Origin of the sequence: Sphingomonas melonis, assembly GCF_013409985.1 — a bacterium.
GTDB classification, from domain to species: Bacteria; Pseudomonadota; Alphaproteobacteria; order Sphingomonadales; family Sphingomonadaceae; genus Sphingomonas; species Sphingomonas melonis_A.
Map to the genome: position 1 here is coordinate 641,087 of NZ_JACCBY010000001.1, position 25,147 is coordinate 666,233.

Here is a 25,147-nt window from a genome sequence, read left to right on the forward strand (position 1 = left end):
TAGTACTGATAGCGGATGTCAAACCTCGACCCCATCTTCGCCGTGTGGCCCTCCGCAAAAGCGATGGCTGACGATATCGGACTTTCGGATGTGACCGTCCGTCAGTGGCGAAACCGCTCGGGTACAATCCCGCCGAAATATTGGCGCCAGATTCAGGGTGCGGCAGCGGTGCGCGGGGTCGAGCTCTCGATTGAACTTTTTGTCCCCCGCGAAACTGATGCTGTTGCCGATGCTCCCGCACGGCGCGCCGCGTGATTTCGGTTTTCACCCCAGCACAATCCATCGAGATTGATGATCGCATCGTTGCGATGGTCGTCGCTGCTTTGGTGAAGGCGATGGCGCCCGTCGCTGCCGCGCTATCGCCAACGAGCGCTATCTGGATAGCGCGCCACAGCCTGTCGAGATCGCGCTTTTGTTCATTCGCCCCCAAGCCGGATCGGTCGCGGCTCATGACTAGTACCTTCCGCCCGGTGGCCGACGGCTTCCATGCATTCGCGAAAGACAGCGATAGCGTCGTCCTTCGCTGCGACGGACTGCGGGTCCCGTTCGGCGATATGCTGGAACAGAGCGAACGCAACGGCGGTGTCGCTGCCGGCGGCGGTGCGCAGGGGCATGTCGGGGTCGAGCATAGAAAGCCTCTCGATGATCTGCTTGCGGCGTGGATGGCTGTCTGGCGATCCGTTCGCAAGGCATGTTCGCAGAACCACAGCCCAGGGCAGCAGGTTAATCGCTTCCGCCAATCTGAGTGTGCATTCTTCTCCGTTGGCTCGTGCAGTCTGAAGCAGGCAATGGCGAACCAGCATCCGCCGGCTCGCATTGTCTCCCCGGTGCCGGGTCTTCGCCGCTCGCCCCTCTGCGGGACGGATGCAGGGGTGATCGCGACTTCTCCCGAAACGCGCGCGGTCACCCCGACCTTAGTCATTGTCCGGCACCGTCGTACGCACGATTTGCACGATCTCGCTGAGGATCGTCGCGGGCGCGCCGTCCAGCACAATGTCGTTCAGCCGATCGAACGCGTTGAGGAAAGTGTGAACCACATGGTTCGGCACCTCCGCGTCGCGCATCGCATCGACGATCGCCGCCGTCATGTTTGCGAGCGCCATCACGGTGATCCGTACCTCGGCTCGAGCTTTTCTGTCTTTCACCATGCCGCGGGGATTGCCGCATGACCGCACCGAACATCCACGGACGCCGTCGCACGTTCTCCGCGTCAGCCGCGGTCGACGCACAGAATGCGATCCTTACCAGCATCAAGACCGATGACGCTGCGACCTGGGCGGATATGGGTCGGGTACTCGGCAAGTCCGACGATCGCGCGGCCGCCTATGCCAACACGTCCTCGCCGATCGATCTGCCGACGTTCCTGGCGGGTTGCCACGAGTGGGGCGGACGGTTCGCGGATCCGCTTCTCGCGCTGGTCGGTGGCCGCTGGGCGGATGCCGGCGCGATCTGCACCGGTGACGAGAGTGCGGCGCTGACGCTCGCTAACCTGCTGCCGGCCGTGATCGCCATCGAAGCCGACCAGCTGACCGAGACGCACGAACTGCTGCCGCACGAGGCACTGATACGCCGCGTCAACGCGCTCACCTGCGTATGGCTGGAGATGATCGCGGCTGAGAAGGGCAGGGGACAATGAGCCGCCGTCCTATTGATCGTGTCGCACGTGCCGAGCGCGAGGCTGCCTTCCGTCGTGCTGTCGACGAGGCGAAGCAGCGATACAACATCAGCGACGTGGTGGCGCGCACCCGCAAGGTGACCCGCGCTGGCAAGAACGAGAAGCGGGCGCTGTGCGCCTTTCACAGCGAGAAGACACCGTCGATGCAGCTCAACGATGCCAAGGGCACGTATCACTGCTTCGGCTGCAACGCGTCCGGCGACATCGTCAGCTACGTCATGAAGACCGAGAACATCGGCTTCATGGATGCAATGCGATGGCTCGGTGCCGCCAGTCTGCCGGGCGTCGATCCTGCCCAGCGCGCCAGGGCGGCACAGGAAGACGAGGCGGACCGTCAACGCGCCATCGATCGGGCCCGCGATGTCTGGGATCGTGCGGTGCCGGCGCCGGGTACGCCCGCCGAGGTCTATCTGCGCAGCCGCGGCATCATCATGCCGATCCCGCATACCATCCGCTTCGCCACGACACCGGCCTGGTACGACGACGATACCGGTCAGTGCGGTCCCGATCTTCCGGCGCTCATAGGTGCGGTCATCGATGGCGATGACCAGCTGATCGGCCTGCAGCGCGTGTTCCTCGCTGACGGCGGCAAGCGCAAGGCGCGCATGGAGAAGCCGAAGCGCAGTCTTGGCCGAGTGAAGGGCGGGGCACTGCGGATCAACTCCGACGCCGACAGCTACGGCCATGAACTGATCCTCACCGAGGGGCCGGAGGACGGCCTGAGCCTCGCGCAGGAGCTGGGCGCAGAGGTGTGGGTGACGCTTGGCACTGCAATGATGCCGTTCATCGACTATCCGCCACGCATCGTGTCGATCGTCATCGCCGGTCAGAACGATGCCGCTGGCCGCGCTGCGGTTGAGCAGGCCGAGGAAGACCTGTTAGAGCGTGGCTTTGCGACGCGCACGATGTGGCCGGCAGATGGCTACAAGGACTGGAACGATCAGCTCCGCGGCATCCGCGCATGAGCGGCTCATTTCAGGAGCAGTTCGCCGCTGCTGAGCAGGGTATCGCGCTCGCCAACGTCGAGGCGGAGATCGGCCTGCTTGGCGACCTCATCAACGACAATCGCCTGATTGACTTAATCGCCGATCGCCTGCGCGGCCGCGACTTCTCAGTGCCGCTGTACGGGCGCGTCTTCGACCAGATGCTCGACCAGTCGTCGACGGGCGCGAACGTCGATGCCGTGACGCTGGCGCCGCACTTTGGCGAAGATCCCGACTGGCCGCGCGCCTTTGCCGTGCTGTCCGCGGCTTCTCTCAATTCTGGTCCGCGGGCGCGGACCAAGGCGTACTTCGAACAGATTACGATGCTGTCGAGCCGGCGGCGGATGGTGGCCGGGCTGCAGGACGTCGTGCACTCAGCGCGTGATCTCAGCGTTATCCGGGAAGAGCTGCTCGCCAATGCAGACGAGGCTGTCGCCGAACTCGCTGAGCAGGTCGTTACCACCCAGGCGCCAGTCGGCACCTACGCGCAGGCGGTGATCGACAGCTTCGGGCAGCCGATCGTCGGCGTCCGCTGCGGCATGATCGGCTCGCTCGACGATGCGATCGGCGTGCTGCGGCCGGCAAACCTCGTCGTCGTCGGCGGCCGGCCTGGCATGGGCAAGACCAGCCTCGTCACCTCCTATTCGATTGGCGCAGCGTCGCGCGGTCACGGGGTGCTCATTTTCTCGCTGGAAATGAGTGCCGACGAGCTCACCCGCCGCATGCTGGCGGACATGACCTTCACCACGAGGGGAGGGGTGCCTTACGAGGATGTTCGCGATGGCACAGTGCGCGGGCATGATCTGGCGGCGGTGCTGGATGCCAAGCAGCGCTTCGACGCGCTGCCGCTCGAGATCAACGAGACGTCCGGCCTGACGCTGTCCAAGCTGACTCGCCAGGCGCGCACCCATAAGCGCCGCCTCGCCGCTAAGGGCGAGAAGCTTGAGCTCGTCGTCGTCGATTACCTCCAGCTGATGGCGCACAGCCGCAAGGGCATGTCGCCCTACGAGCATGCCAGCGAGGTCAGCATTGGCCTCAAGACTTTCGCCAAAGCGGAAGGCCTGACCGTGATGGCGGTAGCCCAGCTTAGCCGGGAGGTGGAGAAGCGTCCCGACAAGCGGCCTATGCCGTCGGACCTGCGCGACAGCGGCCAGATCGAGCAGGACGCCGACGTCATCCTCTTCGTCTACCGCGAGGAGGAGTATCTCCGCCGCAGCGAGCCCGAGGATCACTTCGGGAGCAAATACGAGGCGTGGCGCACCGACATGGAAGCGGTGCGCAACAAGATCGAGTTCCTGGTCCCGAAGCGTCGCAGCGGCCCCACGGGCAAGGCTGTCGGCTGGTTCTTCGGCGCCAACTCTGCCGTCCGCGGCAGCGAGTTCTACCAGCAATCCAACCCTCAAGACGGCGGAGCAATTCGGTGACGCTACCTGATCCCATGACACCGCCCGACTGCGATCTGCGGGGCCTCGAGTATATGCCGCTGCTTGGACAGCGCCTGTTCGGCAGCGACTTCAACGGCACCGCCAGCGACAGTGAGTGGCGCGCCGCGCTGACGCTCTGGTGGGCGGCGTGGACGCAATGCCCCGCCGGCTCGTTGCCCGACGACGACGCGGCCCTATGTCGCCTTGCCGACCTCGGCCGGGACGTGAAGACGTGGCTGAAGCTGAGGGACAAGGCACTGCACGGTTTTGTGAGGTGCAGCGATGGCCGCCTCTATCACCCCACGCTTGCCGAGCAGGCGGTGATCGCTTGGGGCAAGCGCCAGCAGGATCGCGTTGCGCGGACTGCCGATACGCAGCGCAAGGCGAAAGAGCGGGCTGCCAGGTCCGAGCTGTTCAAACAGCTGGAGGCGGTTGGCGTCACGCCCGACTGGAACACGAAGACCAAGGATCTACGCGAACTCGTCACGCAGTATTCCGCCGGACACTCCGGCTCCGGTCACGCACCTGTCACGCCACCTGTCACACGGACAGTCACGGCTAAGACGGGACGGGACGGGACAGAAGAAGAAAGAAGAAGTTCCGTAGCTAACGCTACGGGCGCTTCGCCGCCGATTTTGGAAGATCCGAGCAAGGTCCTGTTCGACGCTGGCGTCGCCCTGCTGGTCAAGGCGGGGGTGTCGGAGCGGCAGGCGAGGGGGCTGATCGCCAAATGGCGGAAGTCGAAGGGCGAGCCATGGGTCCGGGAGGCGCTGGTCAGCGCTGAGGGCAAGGCTGAGCCTGTGTCGTGGATCGAGGCCCGGATGGCGTCGGCGAGCAACGTCGAGGACGAGGCTCGGGCTGTCAGCCACGCTACGGCCGAGCGCTACCGGCGGATGGCGATCCCTGGGCCGCCGGTCAGTGCCAGACAGGCGGAGGCGATCGGTGGTTGAGGGGCCACGCTCGTCAACCAACGTCGCGGGAAGGTCGGTGGCGCAGCGGTTGCTGTGGTCAGTCCCGCGGCTTGCTTCGACGTTCACCGACGCGGTTGAGCGCACGCAGCTCGCTCATGCCACGCTGGTTCAGCAACACCCCTGCGATTACGGCGAGGTTGGCAGCGATGAAGGTGCTCAGCACGACGTAGCAGGTCATCGGTCGTCTCCTTGGGATGTCGTGATTGGTGGGTGTCCTCGCCGTCGACGGGCGCGTGGCACCGGCGGACGCTCCTACGCGGCGAACGCTTCGTTGCCGGGACGCCAGCCGCTGAGCATCCGATGCTGCCGCTCATCGCTCGCTTCGAAGAAGTGCTTGATGACCGCACCTCGCTCGTCGGCTGTCAGGGGCACCACGAACGAGCAGCCAAATCGGACGCCGTCCTGGCGGACGATGTCGGCCTCGTGCTCACCGATGCCGGGCAAATTGACGCGGATCACGTCGCCGACGTTCAGCCGTACTGCCGCAAGCATCAGGAAGCCGGTTGTCGAGAGTTCCTCGACCAGGACTGAAGCTGATTGGGCTGCATCGTTGCTCACCATGCCATCCAGTGCGAGCTCACTGCGGCGAGCGGCACGACGTTCGGTTTGTAGGCCTACGACTAATTTCATCGGTCTTCTCCGGGGGCGCAGGCAGCCTGTAGCGTTGCGTTCCTTTCGCTTCGGTAAAGCCGATTACCAGTCGTGCGCATTGAGCGTGCCGGCGGCGCTCAGCCTGCTCCGTATCGCGGGATCGGCAAAGCTTGTGCTTCCCTCCGGCTGGCGCGATGCTCCGTCTCCGGAGCTGCGGCAGCAGAACGCCGTCGTCTTATTTCCGCACTCCGCTGATCAGCCATTCCTCGGCCTCAGCGATTGTTTCGAAGTATTCGGCATTACGACCCTGGGCTGCGCGCTGGATCTGCCCCCTGGCCAACGAGCGTGGAACGACGAATGCGATCCGCTTGGAAGCCGTCTTTGGGTTGGACAAAATCCGCTGAAATTCGGCGACCGCGTCCTGCTTTTGGATGCTCATCTGGGTGATGTCGACAAGCGTCAGATGTTGATTTGGCCCGCACTTGAGTTCCGTGTGGGCGGCATCTCTCGCAACGGCAAATGCCTCAATGTCAGCGATCTCAAAAAAGCCAGACATGGTGATGAGCAAGAGGCCGTCATCCGGGTAGTGATTGATATCAAACTTCGCCGTCATTGTGCCTTGCAGCCCCTTCATGTGCCCGAGGAGCCTTAGGCATTGCCGGCCATTCGGCGCAACGCGTGAAATCATTTTTTACTGGCAATATTGGCAAGGCGAGCGGGGAAGATGGCGAGGATCAAGCAGCAGGATCATGACGGTGCCAGCATGCGCTGGTGCATTCTTCGCACCAGCGGCGGGCGTACCTTACCTTTGGCTAAGTCTCTCGCTGCCGCGGGCCTCGACGTCTGGACGCCCGTGCAAACGCTTACCAAGCGTCGCGGCCGGACCCGGGAACGGATCGCCTATGACGCGCCAATTATGCCGACTTTCGTGTTCGCCCGGGCTCATCAGCTCGCCAATCTCGCTCGGATTGCAGCTCAGCCCTTCAGTTCTCATCCAGACTTTTCGATCTTCCGTCATCTTGGGCGTGTTCCGCTGATCTTGGATAGCGAAGTGGCTGAAGCTCGGAGAGTGGAGGAGCGGGGGCGTCGCGCAGCTCTGGTTGGCACACGCAAGTCGTTCGTGGTGGGGCAACCGGTGCGAGTATCGGAGGGACCTGGCGCGGGACTTTCCGGCGAAGTGGTGGCGAACGGTGACGGTAAGTTCGTGCTTGTCGCGTTCGGCACCATCAACATGAAAATCGGGGCTTGGCTACTCGGAACGGATGAAGTACAAACAACGGAATTAGCCGCCTAAGCGGCCTGCGACGATTGCAGTGGCTGGCCACCGTCGTCCCTACTCACCGAGGCAGGCGCTTCTGGTGTTGTCCTACGGCATGGCTCAGCCACTTTAGATATAATCGATCTCTTCCTCTTCTTCAGGCTCTGTCTGATGCTGAGGCTCGTGAAAAAGCGGCTCGTCGATAGCCAGCTCCTCAACAGGCAAGTCTTTCGATCGCAAACCAAGCAGCTTTCGGATTGCCACGCGTTCGCTGACCAAGTGCTCGTGCAGCTCAATCGCCATTGCTAGCGCCTCGTATCGATATGACGACCAATCGTGGATGCGCTGGCCGCTGTCAGGTGACCGGATGAAGGCGCGATATCGCTCGCCCATTTCGATGCAGGCAGCCTTGAGACGCATGCCCTCGACTGCCTGGTCACCACCCATCGCGATGGCAGGCGCAAACACGTCGCGGTGTTTGAAGAGGGCGTAGTCGACGAGGAGGCGGGTTAGCTCCATGCGCTTTGCTGTGAGTTCGCTCGTCAGCGACGCAGTTGAGGTTTCCCGGTGCATCTGCCGAATGCCCCACGAGACGATCGGCAATACCGCCGACTGATGTGCATCGAGCTTCGCGGCCAAATCGCGCTTGTTCATGATCGATGACACGATGATCCCCTTGGCGGCTCAACCTGCCGTACGAAGATCGGCTCCCTCGTACGAGACCCTTTGATGGTTAACGACAAAAGCCATCGACAAGATCGTCATACAAGGTTCGGTTGGATTCCTCCGGCTGCTCTGAGCAGTGGGAGCAAAGGCGCACGCGTCGAGCGTTCGGCCTGCGGTATGGTGGAAGCGACTGCCGTCCTGCCCGCTAGCTTAACGTTTCAGCACTCATCCAAGATCGCGGACCGTGGTCGAATAGATCCGCAGCTTTGATCAGTTCGGCTGCGCGGTCTTTTAGAAGCGCTGCGTCACTGGCGTGATCGCTATGTGTGGCACGATGAAGGCAGACGAGGGCCTCGTTCCATAGATCGTCGACGGTCATGGACCGAAGATCGCAGCCGAACCTTACAAGACCCGCAAAGTTCGCCATTAACGCATCGGTATGCATGCATACCTGCCACTCTGATTAGCGTATCTCCGAGTATCGCAGGATCCAGTCCAACTCGGTCACTCAAGACAAACTCGGACTGGGGCGGTGTGACTTGAGCCGATCCGGACCGATAAAAGGCCGAACCCGACGGGTCCTTCCGGGCCATCTGAGCAGTACGGGGGGCGAAGGCGCAGAAGATCGCTAGGCACGACATGGCCTATGGTTCTTCCTCCCCGGTAGGGAAACCGACGCTTTTCTGCGGCTTTGACCAGATGGAGCAGGGAAGTGGCGCAGATCGACCTCGAAGAGCCGACCCGGCCGCAGCTTGCCGCGCTGTTTGGCTGCTCCAGCCGATGGATCGGGGAACTCCGCTCCAAAGGCGACCTGCCGGCGGATGGTGCGTCGCTCCTCGAGAACATCGAAGCGTGGGCGCAGAATAAGTATGGCGTCGAGGCGGCTGATCCTGACGCGCTCGACAAGGAACAGCAGCAGGCGCGCCTCGCCAAAGAGCAGGCTGACGCCAAAGCGATGGATAACGCGGAGCGGCGGCGCGAGTTGGCCTCGCTGCCCGACATGGTCGCCGCCGGCGCCGGGGTGATCGTCATGATTGTCGCCCAGCTGCAGCAGGTCGGCGCGCGCGTCGCCAAGGGTGACACCAAGTTGCGAGCTCGCATCGACAGCGAGATCAACAACGTCCTCACCGACCTGAGCATGACGCGGATTGAAGAGGCGCGCGGCGGGGGCTTTGACGATGGCGAGCCCGAAGACGAAGGGGGCGCCTGAGCCTTACCGCGCACCCGGCGCGCACGGCGTTGCCCTCGCTGCGGGGTGGCTCGCCGCCTGCCAGCCGCGCGAGCGCCCGCCCTTGTCGAAGTTCATGGTCGAGCACGCCCGGTCGGATGACGGCGCGCGTATCCGGCCATTCCCGTTTCAAGCGGACATCGCCGACGCGTTCACCGATCCCGAGACCGCGCAGCTGTCCGTCCGGAAGAGCAGCCGCATCGGCTACTCGACGATCCTGCAATGCTTCGTCGCCTGGCGCATCAAATTCGACCCGGCGCGCACGCTCATCTACCAGCCGACGATCGACGACGCGGAGAAGTTCAGCCGCGACGATCTCGATCCCGTGCTGCAATGGCCGGTCGTCCGATCGGTCGCCACGTTCAAGCCGCGGCACGCCGACAACCAGATCAGGGCGAAGCGCTACAAGGGCGGCTGGATCCAAATCAAGGGCGCGAACAGCCCGAAGGAGTTCCGGCGCGTCACCGCCGACGACGTGTTCCTCGAGGAGTGCGACGGCTACCCTTGGGCATCAAAGGAAGAGGGCGACCCGGCCCGCCTCGCGTTCAAGCGCAACCTGACATCCCCGCGCCGCTTCAGCGCTGCCGGCTCAACGCCAAAGGTGAAGGGCTTCAGCCGGATCGATCAGCTGTTTGAGCAGGGCAGCCAGGAATACCGGTATGTCCCCTGCCCCAAGTGCGGGCACATGCAGACGCTGGTGTTCGGCGACGGCACCGGCCCCGGCATCCACTGGGCACCGAAGGAGATCCCAACCCGCGCTTGGTATCAGTGCGAGCAGGGATGCGAGATCGACGAGGCTGAGAAGCCTTGGATGGACGAGAATGGCGAGTGGCGTGCCCATAATCCGGCACAGTTTCCGCGCCATCGCTCTTTCCACGTCTGGGCAGCGTACAGCCAGCACCCCGGCGCCGCATGGCTAGAGATCGCGCGCGAGTTCATGGAGGTCCGCAAGGACCCCAACCTCTTGCGGACGTTCGTGAATCAGGTCCTCGGCGAGGCATGGGCAGAGCGCGGCGAAGCGCCGGAATGGCAGCGCCTCTATGATCGCCGGGAGAAGGCGATGCGGCTCGGCACCCCATCTGCCAAGGCAGGCTTGCTGATCGGCGCAGCCGATGTTCAGCGCGGCGGCGGCGGCCGCATCGATCTCGATATCTGGGCCTTTGGACAGGACCGGCGGCGCGAGTTCATCGAACGCATCGAGGTGTTCGGGCCGATCGCTGACAAGAAGACTTGGCAGAAACTCGACGAGCAGGTTGCTCGGACTTGGACCAGCGAAGACGGCCGGCCGATGAAACTCGCCCGCGTGGCTGTCGATTCCGGCGACGGCGAGAACACCATGGAGGTGTACGGGTGGGCCCGGCGTCACCCAGGCTTCGCCATGGCGGTGAAGGGACGGCACGCGATCGCAGCCAACCAGCCGATCGGTGCGCCCAGCTGGCAGGATGTAACGGTCGGCGGCCGCAAGCTGAAAAAGGGCGTCCGGCTTTGGAATGTCGGCACCTCGATGCTGAAGCTCGAGCTGTTCGGAGACCTTGAGAAGGAGAAGCCGGTCGACGGCGAGGCTTACCCTGAGGGGTATGTCTATCTGCCGGACGGAACGACCGACGAGTGGATCAAGCAGCTGGTCGCCGAAGAACTGCGGATGATCCGGTTGCGGAATGGCGGTTTCCGGCGCGAATGGCACAAGGTTCGCGATCGCAACGAGGCCTTGGATAACGCCGTTTATGCGCGTGCCGTGGCCTTCTCCCTTGGCGCTGATCGCTGGACGGCCACACAGTGGCAGGTGCTGCTCGAGAAAGAGCCGGAGCCTGATCCGCCCAAGCCGGCTGAGAAGAAGCCGGCTGCGAAGAAGTCTGCGCCGCCTCCGAAGCCAGCGCCGAAGGTCATCAGGACTAACAAACCGACACCACCGGCGCCCAAGCCGCCCAGCAACTGGCTGAACCGCAGGAGGCGCTGATGGCGTACACCCAGAGTGATCTCGAAGCGCTCAGCAAATCGATCACTGCCGGCATCCGGAGCGTTACCTACGCCGATGGGCGCAAGGTCGAATATCAGACGCTCGCCGACATGCGCGCACTGCGCAACGACATGAAGGAAGAGGTGGCTGCCGCTGCGCGTGCAGGTCGCCTCCGGACCACCGTCGGACGGATTATTCGTCGATGAATGTCATGGACCGCGCCATTGCCGCCGTCTCACCGGTATGGGGTGCCAAGCGTGCCGCAGCCCGGCGCGCGATCGGCCATCTCAACAAGCAATCGCAGAGGTATGTCGGCAAGCCAGGTGACTGGGACCGTAACACCGGGAATCCTGACGATGCCCGCCCGGCCCGGGCGACGGATCGCAAGCGCGTCATCGACTTGGTTTCGTCTGACCCCTTCGCGCGCAAGGCGCTGTCGGCCTTGGTGAATAACACCGTCGGTTGGGGCATCACTGGCGCCCCGAAGAAGGCGCCGACCACCTTCCGCAAGCTGTGGAACGACTGGCTCAAGACGTGCGACTGGTACGGTCGTCTGGGTTTTAACGGCCTGCAAGAGCTCGCGGTTCGCACCATGTTCCGCGAGGGCGAGGTGTTCGTCGTTTTCCAGACGTTGTCGCTCGCCGAGGCCGCTGGTTCGGTCCCACTCCGTCTTCAGCTGCTCGACGCTGGCATGCTGGCCACGTCGGTCTACAGTCACGGCGGCAATGACGTATCCGACGGCGTCGAGTGCGACGCCCGCGGACGGATCGTCGCCTACCACTTCTATGAGGGCCGCCCGAGCCAGCGGTGGGCATCGTATCGCACGGTCCGGGTACCCGCGGCGGACGTCATTCACCTGTTCGTTCAGGAATATGTGGGGCAGCGCCGCGGTCACAGCGTCTTCAACACCATCGTCAAGCGGCTCGGGGACATAGACGAGAGCGTCGAGGCCGAACTGGTCCGCAAGAACATCGAGGCCTGCTTCGCCGCTTTCATCACCCAGGGCGTCGACGATGATGGCGTGGTGTTCGGGCAGCTGCAGGGGGACGCGGAAGCGAGTCCACTCGGCATCCAGAGCGAGGGACTGACTCCGGGCATGGTCAGCCGCCTCGCGCCAGGCGAGAGCGTGAAGTTCGGCGATCCGAAAGCTTCCGGCGGCCTAAACGACATCCTACGGCTAGCGCTTCTGTCTGCGGCAGCCGGTGCCGGCATCACCTACGAGCATTTCGGCGACCTCTCCAACGTCAACTATTCGAGCTATCGCGCCGGAAACCTCGAGTTCCAGCGGTCTACGGGGCGCATCCAGTACAATACGCTGATCCCCGTGTTCCTCGACCGCGTGGCAGCTCGTTTTCAGGAAGCAGCCTTCACTGCGGGTCTGATGCCGAACCGGGTCTACGAGATGGGCTGGTCGCCTCCGCCGTTCGAAAGCATCGATCGCGCCAAGGAAGCCACGGCTGACATTCTGGAGATGGCGGCAGGTCTGGAAAGCCGCCCGAACTTGGTCGTCGCGCGCGGGTACGACCCCGAGCAACTGCGCACCGAAATCGCCGAGGATCGCGCCGCCAATCGCGATGCGAACCTGGTGTTCGCCGGCGATGCACCCCCGAGCCAGTACGCGCCGGCGGAAGCCGCACCCGCGACGGCTGCCGAATAGGAGCCAACCTTATGACGAAGCCCACCACGGTGCGCCCGCGCGCCGACGATGCGCCGCGCCAGATCGGTGAGACGGTCGACGCTCAGCTGCCGCCCGCGCGCGGGGGCCGCAAGGCCGCCATCGTGGCGGGTGCGCTGCTCGGCTCGGCGATGGCCGGCATGCTGACGCGCGACGCCCCCGGTCAGCGCCCAGGGGCAGACCCCGAAGAGCGCCGACAGCCCCAGGCCGGCGGTCGCGGCACGCGCAGCCTGACGCTGGCACCGGACAGCTATGACGCCGAGGCTCATACAGTTGAGGCGGTGCTGTCCACCGGCGCGGCAGTAGCGCGCTACTATTTCACCGAAGAGCTGGAGATCAGCGCCGAAGCGATCGACCTCGACCGCGTCGCCGGCGGGGTGTGCCCGCTGCTCGATACGCATAACCAATATGAGGTCGGCGCCCAGATCGGCCGGGTCACCTCGGTGCGCTTCGAAGGCGCCCAGTTGATCGGCACCTTGCAATTCGACCAGACCACGACCGGCCAAGAGATTGAGGCGCGAGTCGCCCGCGGAGAGCTCCGCGCGATCTCGATCGGCTACCGCGTCACCCGCTGGCAGATCACCGCCACCGACGACAACGATAACGAGACGTGGCGCGCTGTCGCCTGGGAGCTCCTCGAAGCCAGTCTCGTCCCAGTTCCCGCCGATCCGAACGCCGTGGTTCGATCCGCACCAGGGACCACCAGCGCTCACGGATCACAAGAGGAAGAAGATATGCACCGCAACCTGCCGGGCGGCGGCGTCGCCCACCCGAATGCCAACCGTGGCGCCGCTGCTCCCGCGCAGCCTGCCGCTGACACCACCGTGGTCGTCGAGCCGAACGGCGCGACCCGTACCGAGCCGAACCAGCCCGCCAATACGGCCCCGGCTGCCGAGCAGCGCGCCGCGGGCGTTTCGGCATCGCGCATCCTCGATCTCTGCGGCCGTTCGGCATCGCTCGGCAACGAGTTCGCCGCCGAGCTGATCCGCGCCAACGAGACCACGCCGCTCAGCGAGGCCGACCTGCTCGGCCGGGTCAACGAGCGCCTGATCAGCGATCGCCCGACGATTGACGCGCGCGCCGGCGCCAGCGGCACCGAGACCGAAGGCTATCGGCAGGCGGTCGAAGACGCAGTGATGCTTCGGGCCAATCCCGACGCGCAACTGCCGGACGAACCGGGCCGCACCCGGGCGCAGCGCATGGAGGCGGCCCGCGAGTTCCGCGGTCTCACCATGATGGAGCTGGCGCGGGACTATCTCGGCCGCACCGGCATCAACACCCGCGGTATGGGCCGGCTCGACGTTGCCGGCGCCGCGCTCGGCATGCGCTATGGCGCGCTGACCACCAGCGACTTCGCCAACGCGCTCGGCGCGGTCACCAGCCGTCGCGTCCGCGCCGCGTTCGTGGCCGCCCCCCAGACGTTCCGCCCGCTCGTTTCGATCGGCACCCTGCCCGACTTCAAGCCGGCGCAGATCATCGGCCTGGGCGATGCTCCGGCGCTGCTGAACGTGCCCGAGAACGGCGAGTTCAAGCGGGGCGCGATCACCGACACCGGGATGACCTACCGGCTGTACACCTATGGCCGCATCATCGCGATCACCCGCCAGGCGATAGTCAACGACGACCAGAACCTGTTCGGCCGTCTGCCGACGATGTTCGGCCGCAAGGCGGCGGACCTCGAAAGCGATCTCGTCTGGGGCATCCTGCTGTCCAACCCGAACATGTCGGACGGCATCCCGCTCTTCCACGCCAGCCACGGCAACCTTGCGCCGGCCGGGGGCGAAATCAACGTCGTCAACGTCGGCAAGGGCCGCCAGGCGATGCGCCAGCAGAAGAGCAATGAGGGCGGCTTCCTCAACATCGGCGCGACTTACCTGATCGTCGGCCCGGCACAGGAAACCGCAGCCGACCAGTTCGTGACCGCGATCACTGCGAATACGAACAGCGCGGTCAATCCCTTCGCCGGTCGCCTGCAGGTGATCGTCGAGCCGCGCATCACCGACAACAGCTGGATGCTGTCGGCAGACCCGAACGCGTTCGACACGATCGAGCTCGACCACCTGCTCGGTCAGGAAGAGCTGTTCACCGATACCCGGGTCGGGTTCGACGTCGACGGCGTCGAGAACAAGGCCCGCCTCGACGTCGGCGCGGCCGCGCTCGACTACCGCGGCTTCTACAAGTCGCCGGCCTACTAAGCCGCCCGTCCAGCACATAGGCGACGGGGCAGCGCTCCGTCGCCGGGAGACAGCACATGAAGACCATCAGCTTGCGGCAGCCGCTCCCGATCGGCGGCCCCGTCCATCACCCTTCGGAGGGGCCGGTCACGGTCGACAGCGAACTTGCCGATCACTTGATCGAAACTGGCCTTGCAGACGAGGTCGAAGACGATGGCGAGGAAGGCGACGACGAGGGAGAGGTCGAAGACGGCCTCGACGACCTGACGCTCGTCGACCTGGGCCTGCTCGTCACCAAGGAGGGCGTGCCCACTCATGGCGCGACCAAGAAGGCCGACATCATCGCCGCGATCCGCGCTCACCGCGCGCCGGCGGAATAAGGAGCACCGACGATGAAGAACTTCGTTCAGCCCGGCGATAATCTCGATCTCGCCGCCCCCCGCGCTCTCACCTCCGGCGCCGGCTTCCTCGTCGGCTCGATCTTCGCGGTAGCGTCGGTCGATGCTGCTCAGGGTGCCACGCTTGCGGGCGTGACGCGCGGTGTGTTCGACCTTCCGAAGGCAGTCGGGGCCGTCACCCAGGGTCAGAAGATCTACTGGGACAACACCGCGTTCGTGGTCACGACCACCGTGGGGTCCAACACGCAAATTGGCGTCGCGACGGCGGCCGCAGCTTCGGGCGACGCGACCGCGCGCGTGAAGCTGGGCTACGTCGCCTGATATGGACCCGTTCGCCGCGGCGCTGGACGCGCTCTTCTACGCGCCCGGCTCCGCGGCGGCGGTCTATATCCCCGAGCATGGTTTTCCGCGCGAAATCCGCGTGATCCGAAGCCAGCCGGATGCCGATGTTCAGTTCAGCGATTCCCAGATCATCCAGGCGACCAACCTGTTCGAGATCCGCAAGTCGGAGGTCGACCGGCCGGCGCACGGCGCGCGGCTGATGATCGGCGACGACGTCTATTCTATTCAGGGCGACGGACGGCTCGACGTCGAGGGGCTGACGTGGACCGTCGGCGCGGAGCCCGATGCGCGTTGATGTCGGCTTCGGCGATCTGCGGCTGCAACTGGACGGCATCGAAGGCGATATCGCCAAGCTGGCCAGCGCCGCGATGCGCGAGACGACGCCGATCGCCAAGCAGGAGCTTCGCGCGCAGGTCACCAGCGCCGGCCTCGGCACGCGGCTGGCGAACACTTGGCGCAGCGAGGTTTATCCGCGGTCGAGCGTCAGCCTGAACCCCGGCGGCTATATCTGGTCGAACGCGCCAGATATTGTCGACAGCTTCAACCGTGGCGCGACAGTCCGCCCGATCGGCAGCGCTAAATACCTCTGGATCCCGACCAAGAACGTGCCTCGGGCGCGTGGTCGCGTGAACCGGCGAGGCCAGACCATCAAAGGCGGTGCGATGTCGCCCGAAGAGGTCGAGAACGCCTTCAACAACGATTTCCAGATCAGGCGCGGCAAAAATGGCACGCTGCTCGCCTTCATTGAGGTCATTCGCGCGCGAAACGGCCGCGGCATCCGCGGCGCCACCAAGGGGCGCGTCGCCCAGGGGCGCAAGGTCGCGCCTGTGCTGATGTTCGTCCTACGCCGCACCGTTCGCCTGCCGAAGCTGCTCGACATCGAGGCGGTCGCCGACCGCTGGGCCGACAGCTTTAGCGCGTCCTTCAGCCGGAGATTGGGTGAGCTATGAGCCATCGTCTCGACGTGCTGAAAGCGCTCAAGAACGTGATCGCCAACGCCCTCCCTGGCGCGCAGGTCATGGGTCTGGACGGCGACGAGGTCGCGCCGCAGCGCGTCCCGGACGGCGGGCGCGTCATCGTGCGCACCGGCGATCCCGGTCAGCCCGAGGTCGACCTGTCGCCCGCCCGCTACAACTACGATCACAGCATCCCGATCGAGATCGCAGCCTACAAGAGCGCGGGCCGCACCGCTGAGGAAGCGCTCGACGACATGCTGATGGCGATCGACGCGGCGGTCCTCGCCGACCGCTTCCTCGGCGGTCTCTGCACCTACCTCGACGCCATGGCGCCGGCGACCGACGACATTTTTACAGAGGGCGCCACCCCGCTTCGCGGCGCCGACCTCATGCTGGTCGCCAGCTACACCACCACCTCACCTCTCACCTGATCGGAGATAGCCAATGGCTCTCACGCCTACCAAGCGGGCGCGCGGTTCGAATGCCAAGGTCATTGGCGCCTTCGAGACGACGCCGGGCAGCGTACCTGCGACCAATGGCAGCTGGTTCAGCCTGCCGATCGTCAGCCACAGCCTCGGCGAAGAGCGCCCGCTGATCGCGAGCGACCTGCTCGGGCAGGGCCGCGAGATGCAAGACCCGACGCCGGACGTGGCGACGAACGACGGCGACATCGTCGTGCCCGTCGACGCGCGCAACTTCGGCCGCTGGCTCAAGCTGTTCTTCGGCGATGCGGCCGTCACCGGCAACGCCACCGACGGCTATACCCACACCTTCACCTCGGGCGCGCAGGTGCTGCCGTCGATGTCGATCGAAGTCGGCTCGCCGGAGGTGCCCGCCTATACCGTCAACCGCGGCGCACGCGGCAACCAGCTGCGCATCGGCATGTCGCGCTCGGGCCTGCTCAACGCCACCTGCAGCCTCATTTGCATCGGCGAGACCGACCCGATCGCCACCAGCGCCGGCCCGGCCAGCCCGGCGGCGCTCGACACGGTCCGCTTCCCGCAAGCGACCGGCTACGTGAACAAGGGCGGTCAGGCGCTGGGCAGCGTCGTCGGCGCCGATTTCACCTTCTCGAACAACCTCGAGAAGGTCGAGACCATCCAGGGAGATGGCCGCATCGAGGACAGCGACGCCGGCATGGCGCAGTCGACCGGATCGATCACCGTCCGCTTCGCCGACCTGACGCTTCTCGCCGCGGCGACCAGCGGGGCGCCCGTCGACCTCGCCTTCGGCTGGTCGTTCGGCGCCTTCAGCCTCGTCTTCCTCGTCCCCCGCGTCTTCCTGCCGAAGCCGAAGCGTCCGATCACCGGCCCGAACGGCATCCAGGCCCAGTTCAACTGGCAGGCGTCGCGCGGCACCGGCGGGTTCAGCACTCGCGCCGTGCTCAAGACCGACGTCGCGAGCTACTGATGCTCGTCGCTCGGCGGCCGGCGGGGCCGGAATGGAAGACCGTCATGGGCGCGCAGGTGCAGTTCGCGCCGATCGACCGCGCCAGCCTGCGCCGCGCGCGCCGCGCCGCGCTGGCGGTGCTCGGCCGTGACGAGCATGAAGGCTCGGAAGCCGCGTCGGCCGAGGAGCAGATGGCCGAACTCGGCGACGCGCTCAGCCACGCCTTGCTGATGCAGGGCATCACCGATTGGAAGGACGTCTGCCTGATGGCGGACGGTGACGACGCCGGTCCTGGCGAGGTGCTGGAATGCACCGACGAGAACAAGGCGCTGGTCCTGTCCGACCCGCTGACCTTCGAGGCGTTCGATGCCGCCTACGTCATCCCCTTCGTCGTTCGCGAGCGGGCAAAAAACGCTTACGCCGCCTCTCCGAATGGCACTGGGGCGGCGGCGACCGAGGCGAGCGTTACTGCCAACTCTCCTGCCAGGCCGACACCAAAGGCCGGTGCGAAGGATGCACCTACCGGGCGGAAGCCCCGCAGGACGAAGACGCCGAAGTCGTCTGGGACGTCCTGAACGCCTGCGACCGGCAGATCCGCACGGTCGGCATGGGGCAGCCCTTTGCCCTCGATTTCAACGCCGTGATGGCGATGGGCACCGCGCTCGGTGCCGACATGGAACTGCTCGCCGACGTCCTGCCGGCGGCTGAGATCGCAATCATCGGCAACCTGGTGCCCGACGAGGCACCTGATTGAGGAGGATGGAATGCCGCGTTCCGTAGCAATCCGCCTCGGCACCGAGGGCAAGGCGCAGGTCAAAGCCGACTTCGTCGAGATCGGCGACACCGGCGATGCGCAGGCGAAGCGCTGGTCGCGCTCGTTCGATTCCGCCACCAAGGACGTCGAAGCGGCGTTGCAGCGGCAATCGAACGCCGCAGCCAAGCTCTCGATGATCACGCCTCAGTCTGCAACGCAGATGCGGATCAACGACACGAACAGCACGGGCTATGGCCAGCATGAGGGGTCGGCTCGCCAGTCGGCTATGGCCTTCCGCGAGCTCATTGCCGCGCAGGAGCAGATGGAGAACCGCGCGAACGCGTTGCGCGCGGCCATCGATCCGGCTTTCGCCGCGCAGCAGCGCTTCGACCGCGAGATCGCAGAAGCTCGCACGCTCATTTCGACAGGCGCGATCACGCTCGACGAATATTCCAAGCGGCACGTGCAGCTACAGCAGCAGATGAACGTGTCAGCCAAGGGGCTGCACAACCAAGCCGAGGCGAGTGGCGCGGCGAAGGCCGGCTATCAGCAGCTGAATTTCCAGCTGAGCGACATCGCCACGCAGTTTTCGTCGGGTACGCCCCCGATGCAGATCTTCGCGCAGCAGTCTGGTCAGCTGTTCCAGGCCCTCGGGCTGATCGCATCCGGCGGTGCCGCGGCGGGCAAGGGTGTAGAGGCGGCGGCAAGCGCGTCCGAGGACTCCGCGCCCGACATCGCCGGCTTCGGTGAGCAAGTTACGGGCGTCGCCGAGAAGGCGGAGGGCATGACCGGCAAGCTGGGCGCCGTTGCGGGGTTCATGACGGGCCCGTGGGGGGCTGCCCTACTGGTCGGGATATCGCTCCTCACCCCCTTCATCGCCAAGCTGTTCGAGAGCAACAACGCGCTCGATGATGCCGTCGACAAGCTGAAAAAGGATGCGGAGGCTACCGAGGTCAACCGCCAGGCACAGCTTGCGTTTGCCAAGTCGGCGGAGGGTGTCGCCGCAGCGATCCGCGAGAACACCGCGGCGGTGCAAACCTCGCTGGCAACACAGCGCACGGCTGCCGAGCAGAATAATATCAACGCTCGCGCCAATCTGGCCGAAGAGCTGTCCATCCGAGCGAAGACCCGCGCACGGCTCGAAGATGCCCGTGCGATGCTACAGGCCGAAATTCGGGCCTCACGCATGGGCGGAGAGCGCGGCGATGTCGCGACGATGGGGATTGCGAGCAAGCAGGCCGAGGTCGACGCGATTGACCAGGCGCTCACCGCGCAGAGCGCGGCCGTCGCCAAGGCCGAGGCCGCGCTCGGCCAGTCCCGCATCGCACTCGCTGCGGAGCAGGGCAAAGAAGCGGCGCGGCTGGCAACTGATCCAATCGCCCGCATCAACAGACTATACGGCGACCAAATCGAGAAGCTGAAGGCGAGTAAGGCCGCAGCAGTCGCGAGGGGCGAAGCCGTTGGAGCGGCCTCAAAGGCTGAGTTCGACGCGATTGAACGCAACAGGCAGGCCGCCATCAAAGCCGAGCAGGATCGGCAGAAAGCTGCCAACTCCACGAAGCGTGATCAGGAAACGCTGACGGCCAACTCGGTGGCCAGCATGTTGCGCGGCGCGCTGCCCGGCGTTCACGTCACCAGTACCACCGGCGGCAAGCACGTCGCGAACAGCTACCACTATCGCAACCAGGCGGTCGATTTCGTCCCGTCCGGCGGCATGCAGTCGATGACTAAGGCCGATGTCCGCAAGATCTTCGAATCGCGCGGCATCGACATCGTCGAACTCCTCGGCCCTGGCGACAAGGGCCACAGCGACCATTTCCACGTCGCGTGGACGAAGGGCAAAATGGCCCTCGACGAGTTCAAGGACGCCGCCAAGCGCGCGAAGGAAGCGGCGCACGACGCGGAGGAGGCCAACGACAAGCTCAACGCCGACCTGCGCGAGGTGGTCGGGGCCTTTGATCCCGCGCGCGCAGCGGCTGATGCCTATGCCGAATCACTGGCCAAGATCGATACGCTGGTCGGCGAGGGCAAGCTGACGGTCGACCAGGGCAACGGCCTGCGCATGGCGGCGTATCACGCTGAGGCCAAGCGCATGGCCGACGAGAGCTACGAGACCTTCAAGAAGCTGTTTGGCACCGACGATCCCATGGCTGACGCGGTCGAGGGTGCCCGGCGCAACATCGGCAATCGGGTCGATCAGATGGCCGAGCAGGATGAAGCGAAGGTCAAGGTCGTCACGACGGCGCTCGACGAACTCCGCGGGTATGGCTCCGACTTCGTCAGCACCGTGCTCAGCGAGGATACGTGGTCCAGCTGGGGGAACGCCGGCAAGACGATCCTGAGCAGCCTCAAGAACGAGTTCATCACCCTCGCCCTGCTCAACCCGCTGAAGAACCTCATCAACGGCGACAAGGCGCTGCCGACGTTGTCCTCGGCAATCGGCAACATCGGGAAGCTGTTCAAGCCAGGCACGAACGCAGCCGGCACCGAATATTGGCCAGGCGGCATGTCGCTGGTCGGCGAGAACGGGCCCGAGATCGTCAGCATGCCTCGCGGGTCGCGCGTAACCACGGCGCAGGAGACGCGGCAGCTGTTCGCCAACGACAATCCCTCGCCCTCAGTTACGCACAACCACTTCTCAGGGAATCTCATGACGCCTGAGTTCTGGGAGCGGATCAACGCCGGCGATGCGGGCGCAGCGATGCAGGGCGCGGCAGGCGGCGCAGCAATGAGCCAGGCGGAGGGCACGCGCAGCGCGGCGCGGCGTCTCGGGCGCTTCCGTTGAGCGTGTTCATCCCCTGGACTCGGATCGCAGACCTGACGATCCGGCCCCGGCTGTTCTCGTCCAATCAGGAGGGGGTGCTCGGCGGCGAGGATCTGCAAATCTCGCGGATGGGCGATCGCTTTGCCGTCGACGTCAGCACGACGCAGCTGCGGCAGGACGCCGAAAGCCGGGACCTGATCGGCTTGCTGATGGAGGCGACGACTGCGGATGCGCGCATGCAACTTCGGCTGCCCAACGCACCGCGGCCGATCGGCAGCGGGATCGTCGCAGATGGCGCCGGGCAGACGGGATCGACCATCAACCTTCGCGGTGCCTATCGGCAGACTGAGTTCGTGCGCCGCTTCTTCAGCATCGTTCACGGGGGCGTCCACTACGTCCACATGGTCCGCGGTCGTGCGATGGCCGATGCGAACGGCAAGGTGGCGCTGCCGATCTGGCCCATGCTTCGCTTCGTCACCACCGATGGCGACGTCTGCCACTTTGATGATCCGATGATCGAGGGGCAGCTGGTCGGCTTCGACAAGGGCGCCGGGTTCGAGCGCAACCGCACCAAGCCGCTGTCCTTCTCCATCCAGGAGCGAAAGTGACCTTCCGCCTCACCCCTCAGGCGTCGGCTGCGCTACGGTCGGGACAGCACCCGCTTGCCCCGCTCGTCGAGGTGGTCCTCTCCGGTTATACCATGCGCCACTTGGTTGGCGCCGGCGAGGTGCCGTGGGGCGACAAGCTATTCACCGGCAGCGACGATATGTTCGGCTCGCTGGTCGCCGCGGGCACGCTGAAGGACGGCGTCGGCGATGAAGCCCCGGACTGGGATCTGACCTTCGTACCGCCCAGCAGCATTGCCGCGGCGGCCTTGGCATCGGCGACGGCCCAGGGCGGCAAGGTGCGGGGCTGGCTGGCGGTCGTCGACCGGGCGACCGGGCAGATCATCCCGGATCCGCTGCAGCTATTCGCCGGCGAGCTCGACGTCCCGCGGCTGCGGGTCGGCAAGGGCACTAGGTCGGTCGAATGGCGCTGCACCTCCGCGCTCGAGCCGTTCCACGATCAGGAGATCGGCGCGCGCCTGTCTGACGCCTGGCACAAGCTGGTGTGGCCGGGCGAAGCCGGGCTGGCCAACATGACCGGCATCGAGCGCACCAGCTATTGGGGCGTGGAAAAGCCGCCATCGGCGGTGTCTGTGATCAGCGGCAGCACGCGCGCGAGCTTCCTGGGAGCGATGGGGCTATGATCGAGATGATCCGGCGCCAGCAGGCGGCGCAGGCGGCGGTCGACCGGTTCAAGGGTCAGCCGTGGCAGCTGGGCAAGAACGACTGCGTCCGCATGGCCGCGTTCGTCCTCCGCAAGATGGGACATCGCCCGCAACTCGGGAAGGCTGGCAGCTATACCACGGCCGCCGGTGCCATGCTGGCGCTTAAGCGAGTAGGGCATGACAGCTTGGCCGGCGCCTTGGATTCGCTGGGGCTGGAGCGGATCGCCCCCGCCGCGGCGCGCGTCGCCGACATTGTGATGATCCCTGGCGAGGCGCCCCTTGACGGTGCGCTGACGATCGCCGTCGGAAACGGTCGGGTGCTCGGCTTTCATGAGGATGTCAGCTCGGCCGAAATCCTTCAGCCAGTCCAATTTATCGCTGCGTGGAGAGTGTAAGGGCGGCATGGCGAAAACTCTCCGCACCGCAGCTTTTGTTGTAGGCGCCGTCGCGCTTGCCGCGACAGGCGTTGGTTTGGCCATTGGAGCGACGGCGGCAGCGTACGTCGGCGTCGCGGGGGTATCGATCAGCACCATTGCCACCGCGGCTTCTACAGCCGCCGCTGTGCTTTCGTTTGCTGCATCGGCAGCGACCCCAAAGGGTACGGTCGGCGGCAACGCCACGCAGTTCAAGATCGACAAGGACGCCGGCATGCCGGTCGCGATTGGGCGAACGTACAGCGGCGGCAACGTCGTGCATCGTCAGTATTACGGCTCCAAGAACAGCCTCGAATCCTGGGTGACCGTCCACAGCATCGGCCCGGTCCGCGGCCTTGGCCCGTTGCTGATCAACAAGGTGGCGACCAGCCTCAACGGCACGGCGATCGGTGGCAGCTACGCCGGGTACATGTGGCTCGACCAGCAGCTGGGCGCTTGCCCGGAGACGCGCGCAATGGCGGGGCCGCAGGGCGCGTTCGCCGGCTGGGGGTCGACAAGCCTCCTATCGGGGCTGGCCGCCGACCTGTGGACGCTGAAGTTCGACGACAAGGGCAAGATCTATCCGAACGGCGTGCCGCAGCGCGGCCGCATCGTTGAAGGCGTCTATGTCTACGATCCCCGCCTCGACAGCACCTACAGCGGTGGCGGCTCGGGCGCGTGCCGCCTTGGACAGGAGTCGACCTACGTCTGGTCGGAAAACCCGGCCCTGCATGCGATCACCTGGGCGTTCGGCCGCTATCAGAACGGCGTGCTGATCGCCGGCGGCGGGATCGGAGCCGACGGCATCGACATGGCTCCGTTCGTCGACTGGGCGAACGTCTGCGACGCGAACAACTGGAAGGTGGGCGGCATCGTCTACACCACCAGCGACAACAGCTGGGACATTCTTAAGATGATTGCCCAAGCTGGCGGCGGCGAGGTGTTCCCGGTGGGGGCGCAGCTGTCGTGCAGCTTCAACGCGCCGCGGGTGTCGATCGGCACGATCACATCGAATGACATCACCGGCGACGTGGACGTGCCGGGCACCGCCTCACGCCGCCAGCGCCGCAACACCGTCATCGCCCGCGTGCATCTCGAAAGCCACGGCTGGGAAGAGGTGCCCTTGGATGCGATCGCCATCCCCGACTATGTCGCGGCCGATGGCGGCAGCCGACCGAGCGAGATCACCTTCCCGCTGGTGCAGCAGGTCGACCAGGGCGCGCAACTGGGGCTGTACGAAATCTGGAACGGTCGCGAGCTCGACGGCATCGTCCTGCGGAGCAAGGTCTATGCGATCGGCTACCGCCCCGGCGACTGCCTGACCGTCAACATTCCAGACGCGGCCCTCGCGCGCGATGTCGTTGTCCGCAATCGCGAGATCGAGGGCAGCAACATGACGGTCACCCTGACCTGTCGCTCCGAGACCTTCGCCAAGCACGCTTTCTGCCTCGGCAAGGCTGGCGCCGCCCCGCCAACGCCTGATCTATCCGTGCCGCCCAGTTACCCGATCGAAAACACGTCGTCGCTGCAGCTGGCAATCGCCACGTCGTTCCCGATCGGCCTGTCGATCACCGCCGCAGCGGATGGGGCGATCACGATCAGCAACCATGTCCGCCGCTACACGGACGGGCACGCGGACGTGAACGTCACCGGCACGACCATCGCAAGCGGCCTTGCTGCCGGCGACTTCCGCGCGATCGGGTACGACGATTCCGACCGGGTCGGGGGCGCAGTCGCCTATGTGCTGGACCCCGACGACATCAACGCCCGCGCGTCGCCGGATCACCCCGGCCGCCATTACATCGGCTATGCGATCATCCCGACCGCTGGCTCGCCGCCCTCGGGCGGCGGCGGGGCGACGCCGCCAGGCGGACGCTGCCCGACGACCGACACGCCGATCCTGATGGCCGACATGACTGAGAAGCCAGCCGGAGAGATCGTGGTGGGTGACCGCGTCCGGACGCGTCACGAGGAGACCCTGCGCTGGGGCTTCTACCCCGTCGAGGCGGTCGAGATCGCCGACAGCGACGACGTCTGGAAGGCGACGGTCGACGGCAAGGATCTACGCGCAACCGGCGATCACCGGGTTTACGTCGGCCAGTGGGTGATGATCCGCGACCTGCCCGGCGCGGCGAAGGTCGCGGGTACGCTGGCGATAGTCAAGATTACCGTCACCGGCGCTCACACCTACGTCACGAACGGCATCCTGAGCCACAACATCAAGATGGATCAGCCGAACCTCGAATGATCGTTCGCTGG

General features: G+C 65.4%; 29 protein-coding genes. 26 read left to right on the forward strand and 3 right to left on the reverse strand.

The window, feature by feature from the left end; translation table 11 throughout:
* Window positions 1–15: 15 nt before the first annotated feature.
* From HD841_RS03245 to HD841_RS03270, 6 genes are read left to right on the forward strand one after another with little or no spacing between them, the layout of a single operon-like run.
* On the forward strand, window positions 16–255 hold the full coding sequence (locus tag HD841_RS03245) for a hypothetical protein (protein WP_179507429.1): 240 nt from the start codon (window positions 16–18) through the stop codon (window positions 253–255).
* On the forward strand, window positions 252–1,169 hold the full coding sequence (locus HD841_RS03250) for a hypothetical protein (protein WP_179507430.1): 918 nt from the start codon (window positions 252–254) through the stop codon (window positions 1,167–1,169). The genes HD841_RS03245 and HD841_RS03250 overlap by 4 nt, the downstream gene beginning before the upstream one ends.
* Window positions 1,166–1,636, forward strand: coding sequence for a hypothetical protein (locus tag HD841_RS03255; protein WP_179507431.1), 471 nt, complete (start codon window positions 1,166–1,168; stop codon window positions 1,634–1,636). Before HD841_RS03250 ends, HD841_RS03255 begins: the two co-directional genes overlap by 4 nt.
* Window positions 1,633–2,640 (forward strand): DUF7146 domain-containing protein, encoded by a 1,008-nt coding sequence (locus HD841_RS03260; RefSeq protein ID WP_179507432.1) that lies wholly within the window; start codon window positions 1,633–1,635, stop codon window positions 2,638–2,640. Before HD841_RS03255 ends, HD841_RS03260 begins: the two co-directional genes overlap by 4 nt.
* Complete coding sequence (locus HD841_RS03265; RefSeq protein WP_179507433.1) at window positions 2,637–4,082, forward strand: replicative DNA helicase; 1,446 nt, start codon at window positions 2,637–2,639, stop codon at window positions 4,080–4,082. The genes HD841_RS03260 and HD841_RS03265 overlap by 4 nt, the downstream gene beginning before the upstream one ends.
* Complete coding sequence (locus HD841_RS03270) at window positions 4,079–5,032, forward strand: DUF1376 domain-containing protein (RefSeq protein ID WP_179507434.1); 954 nt, start codon at window positions 4,079–4,081, stop codon at window positions 5,030–5,032. Before HD841_RS03265 ends, HD841_RS03270 begins: the two co-directional genes overlap by 4 nt.
* Before the next feature lie 58 nt (window positions 5,033–5,090).
* Here the strand turns inward: HD841_RS03270 and HD841_RS03275 are convergent, their stop codons facing one another.
* On the reverse strand, window positions 5,091–5,231 hold the full coding sequence (locus HD841_RS03275) for a hypothetical protein (protein ID WP_179507435.1): 141 nt from the start codon (window positions 5,229–5,231) through the stop codon (window positions 5,091–5,093).
* A gap of 74 nt (window positions 5,232–5,305) precedes the next feature.
* Entirely contained in the window at window positions 5,306–5,683 is a 378-nt protein-coding gene (locus tag HD841_RS03280; RefSeq protein ID WP_179507436.1) for a PilZ domain-containing protein, read from the reverse strand.
* A 34-nt stretch (window positions 5,684–5,717) separates the two neighbouring features.
* Here HD841_RS03280 and HD841_RS03285 point away from each other — a divergent pair, with 34 nt between their 5' ends.
* Window positions 5,718–6,296, forward strand: coding sequence for a hypothetical protein (locus HD841_RS03285; RefSeq protein WP_179507437.1), 579 nt, complete (start codon window positions 5,718–5,720; stop codon window positions 6,294–6,296).
* A 72-nt stretch (window positions 6,297–6,368) separates the two neighbouring features.
* On the forward strand, window positions 6,369–6,938 hold the full coding sequence (gene nusG / locus HD841_RS03290) for a transcription termination/antitermination protein NusG (protein WP_179507438.1): 570 nt from the start codon (window positions 6,369–6,371) through the stop codon (window positions 6,936–6,938).
* A gap of 93 nt (window positions 6,939–7,031) precedes the next feature.
* On the opposite strand, the gene HD841_RS03295 is transcribed toward nusG, so the two are convergent.
* Complete coding sequence (locus tag HD841_RS03295; protein WP_179507439.1) at window positions 7,032–7,568, reverse strand: hypothetical protein; 537 nt, start codon at window positions 7,566–7,568, stop codon at window positions 7,032–7,034.
* Window positions 7,569–8,280: 712 nt separating this feature from the next.
* Here HD841_RS03295 and HD841_RS03300 point away from each other — a divergent pair.
* The 18 genes from HD841_RS03300 (at window position 8,281) to HD841_RS20930 (ending at window position 25,136) form a co-directional block, all read left to right on the forward strand.
* Complete coding sequence (locus tag HD841_RS03300; protein WP_179507440.1) at window positions 8,281–8,778, forward strand: terminase; 498 nt, start codon at window positions 8,281–8,283, stop codon at window positions 8,776–8,778.
* Entirely contained in the window at window positions 8,747–10,753 is a 2,007-nt protein-coding gene (locus tag HD841_RS03305) for a phage terminase large subunit family protein (RefSeq protein ID WP_179507441.1), read from the forward strand. The genes HD841_RS03300 and HD841_RS03305 overlap by 32 nt, the downstream gene beginning before the upstream one ends.
* Window positions 10,753–10,959 carry a phage head-tail joining protein gene (locus tag HD841_RS03310; RefSeq protein WP_179507442.1) on the forward strand — a complete coding sequence of 69 codons (207 nt, stop codon included), beginning with the start codon at window positions 10,753–10,755 and terminating at the stop codon, window positions 10,957–10,959. Before HD841_RS03305 ends, HD841_RS03310 begins: the two co-directional genes overlap by 1 nt.
* A gap of 5 nt (window positions 10,960–10,964) precedes the next feature.
* A complete protein-coding gene (locus tag HD841_RS03315; protein ID WP_179507443.1) occupies window positions 10,965–12,410 on the forward strand; it encodes a phage portal protein in 1,446 nt (481 codons plus the stop codon).
* 11 nt (window positions 12,411–12,421) lie between these two features.
* On the forward strand, window positions 12,422–14,623 hold the full coding sequence (locus HD841_RS03320; protein ID WP_179507444.1) for a prohead protease/major capsid protein fusion protein: 2,202 nt from the start codon (window positions 12,422–12,424) through the stop codon (window positions 14,621–14,623).
* A 56-nt stretch (window positions 14,624–14,679) separates the two neighbouring features.
* Window positions 14,680–14,982: a hypothetical protein gene (locus HD841_RS03325; protein ID WP_179507445.1), complete on the forward strand. Its 303-nt coding sequence runs from the start codon at window positions 14,680–14,682 to the stop codon at window positions 14,980–14,982.
* 12 nt (window positions 14,983–14,994) lie between these two features.
* A complete protein-coding gene (locus HD841_RS03330; RefSeq protein ID WP_179507446.1) occupies window positions 14,995–15,321 on the forward strand; it encodes a DUF2190 family protein in 327 nt (108 codons plus the stop codon).
* Between the two features lies 1 nt (window position 15,322).
* Complete coding sequence (locus tag HD841_RS03335) at window positions 15,323–15,637, forward strand: head-tail joining protein (protein ID WP_179507447.1); 315 nt, start codon at window positions 15,323–15,325, stop codon at window positions 15,635–15,637.
* On the forward strand, window positions 15,627–16,292 hold the full coding sequence (locus tag HD841_RS03340) for a DUF6441 family protein (RefSeq protein WP_179507448.1): 666 nt from the start codon (window positions 15,627–15,629) through the stop codon (window positions 16,290–16,292). Before HD841_RS03335 ends, HD841_RS03340 begins: the two co-directional genes overlap by 11 nt.
* A complete protein-coding gene (locus HD841_RS03345; protein ID WP_179507449.1) occupies window positions 16,289–16,729 on the forward strand; it encodes a hypothetical protein in 441 nt (146 codons plus the stop codon). The genes HD841_RS03340 and HD841_RS03345 overlap by 4 nt, the downstream gene beginning before the upstream one ends.
* A gap of 13 nt (window positions 16,730–16,742) precedes the next feature.
* Window positions 16,743–17,708 carry a phage tail tube protein gene (locus tag HD841_RS03350; RefSeq protein WP_179507450.1) on the forward strand — a complete coding sequence of 322 codons (966 nt, stop codon included), beginning with the start codon at window positions 16,743–16,745 and terminating at the stop codon, window positions 17,706–17,708.
* Window positions 17,708–18,262, forward strand: coding sequence for a hypothetical protein (locus HD841_RS03355; RefSeq protein WP_179507451.1), 555 nt, complete (start codon window positions 17,708–17,710; stop codon window positions 18,260–18,262). Before HD841_RS03350 ends, HD841_RS03355 begins: the two co-directional genes overlap by 1 nt.
* Before the next feature lie 32 nt (window positions 18,263–18,294).
* Window positions 18,295–18,441: a DUF7697 family protein gene (locus HD841_RS03360; RefSeq protein WP_179507452.1), complete on the forward strand. Its 147-nt coding sequence runs from the start codon at window positions 18,295–18,297 to the stop codon at window positions 18,439–18,441.
* Window positions 18,442–18,451: 10 nt separating this feature from the next.
* On the forward strand, window positions 18,452–21,226 hold the full coding sequence (locus tag HD841_RS03365; protein ID WP_179507453.1) for a hypothetical protein: 2,775 nt from the start codon (window positions 18,452–18,454) through the stop codon (window positions 21,224–21,226).
* Window positions 21,223–21,813 (forward strand): hypothetical protein, encoded by a 591-nt coding sequence (locus HD841_RS03370; protein WP_179507454.1) that lies wholly within the window; start codon window positions 21,223–21,225, stop codon window positions 21,811–21,813. The genes HD841_RS03365 and HD841_RS03370 overlap by 4 nt, the downstream gene beginning before the upstream one ends.
* Entirely contained in the window at window positions 21,810–22,454 is a 645-nt protein-coding gene (locus HD841_RS03375; protein ID WP_179507455.1) for a hypothetical protein, read from the forward strand. The genes HD841_RS03370 and HD841_RS03375 overlap by 4 nt, the downstream gene beginning before the upstream one ends.
* Window positions 22,451–22,870 (forward strand): DUF6950 family protein, encoded by a 420-nt coding sequence (locus HD841_RS03380; RefSeq protein WP_179507456.1) that lies wholly within the window; start codon window positions 22,451–22,453, stop codon window positions 22,868–22,870. The genes HD841_RS03375 and HD841_RS03380 overlap by 4 nt, the downstream gene beginning before the upstream one ends.
* Before the next feature lie 166 nt (window positions 22,871–23,036).
* Window positions 23,037–25,136, forward strand: coding sequence for a Hint domain-containing protein (locus tag HD841_RS20930; RefSeq protein ID WP_179507457.1), 2,100 nt, complete (start codon window positions 23,037–23,039; stop codon window positions 25,134–25,136).
* Window positions 25,137–25,147: the final 11 nt, after the last annotated feature.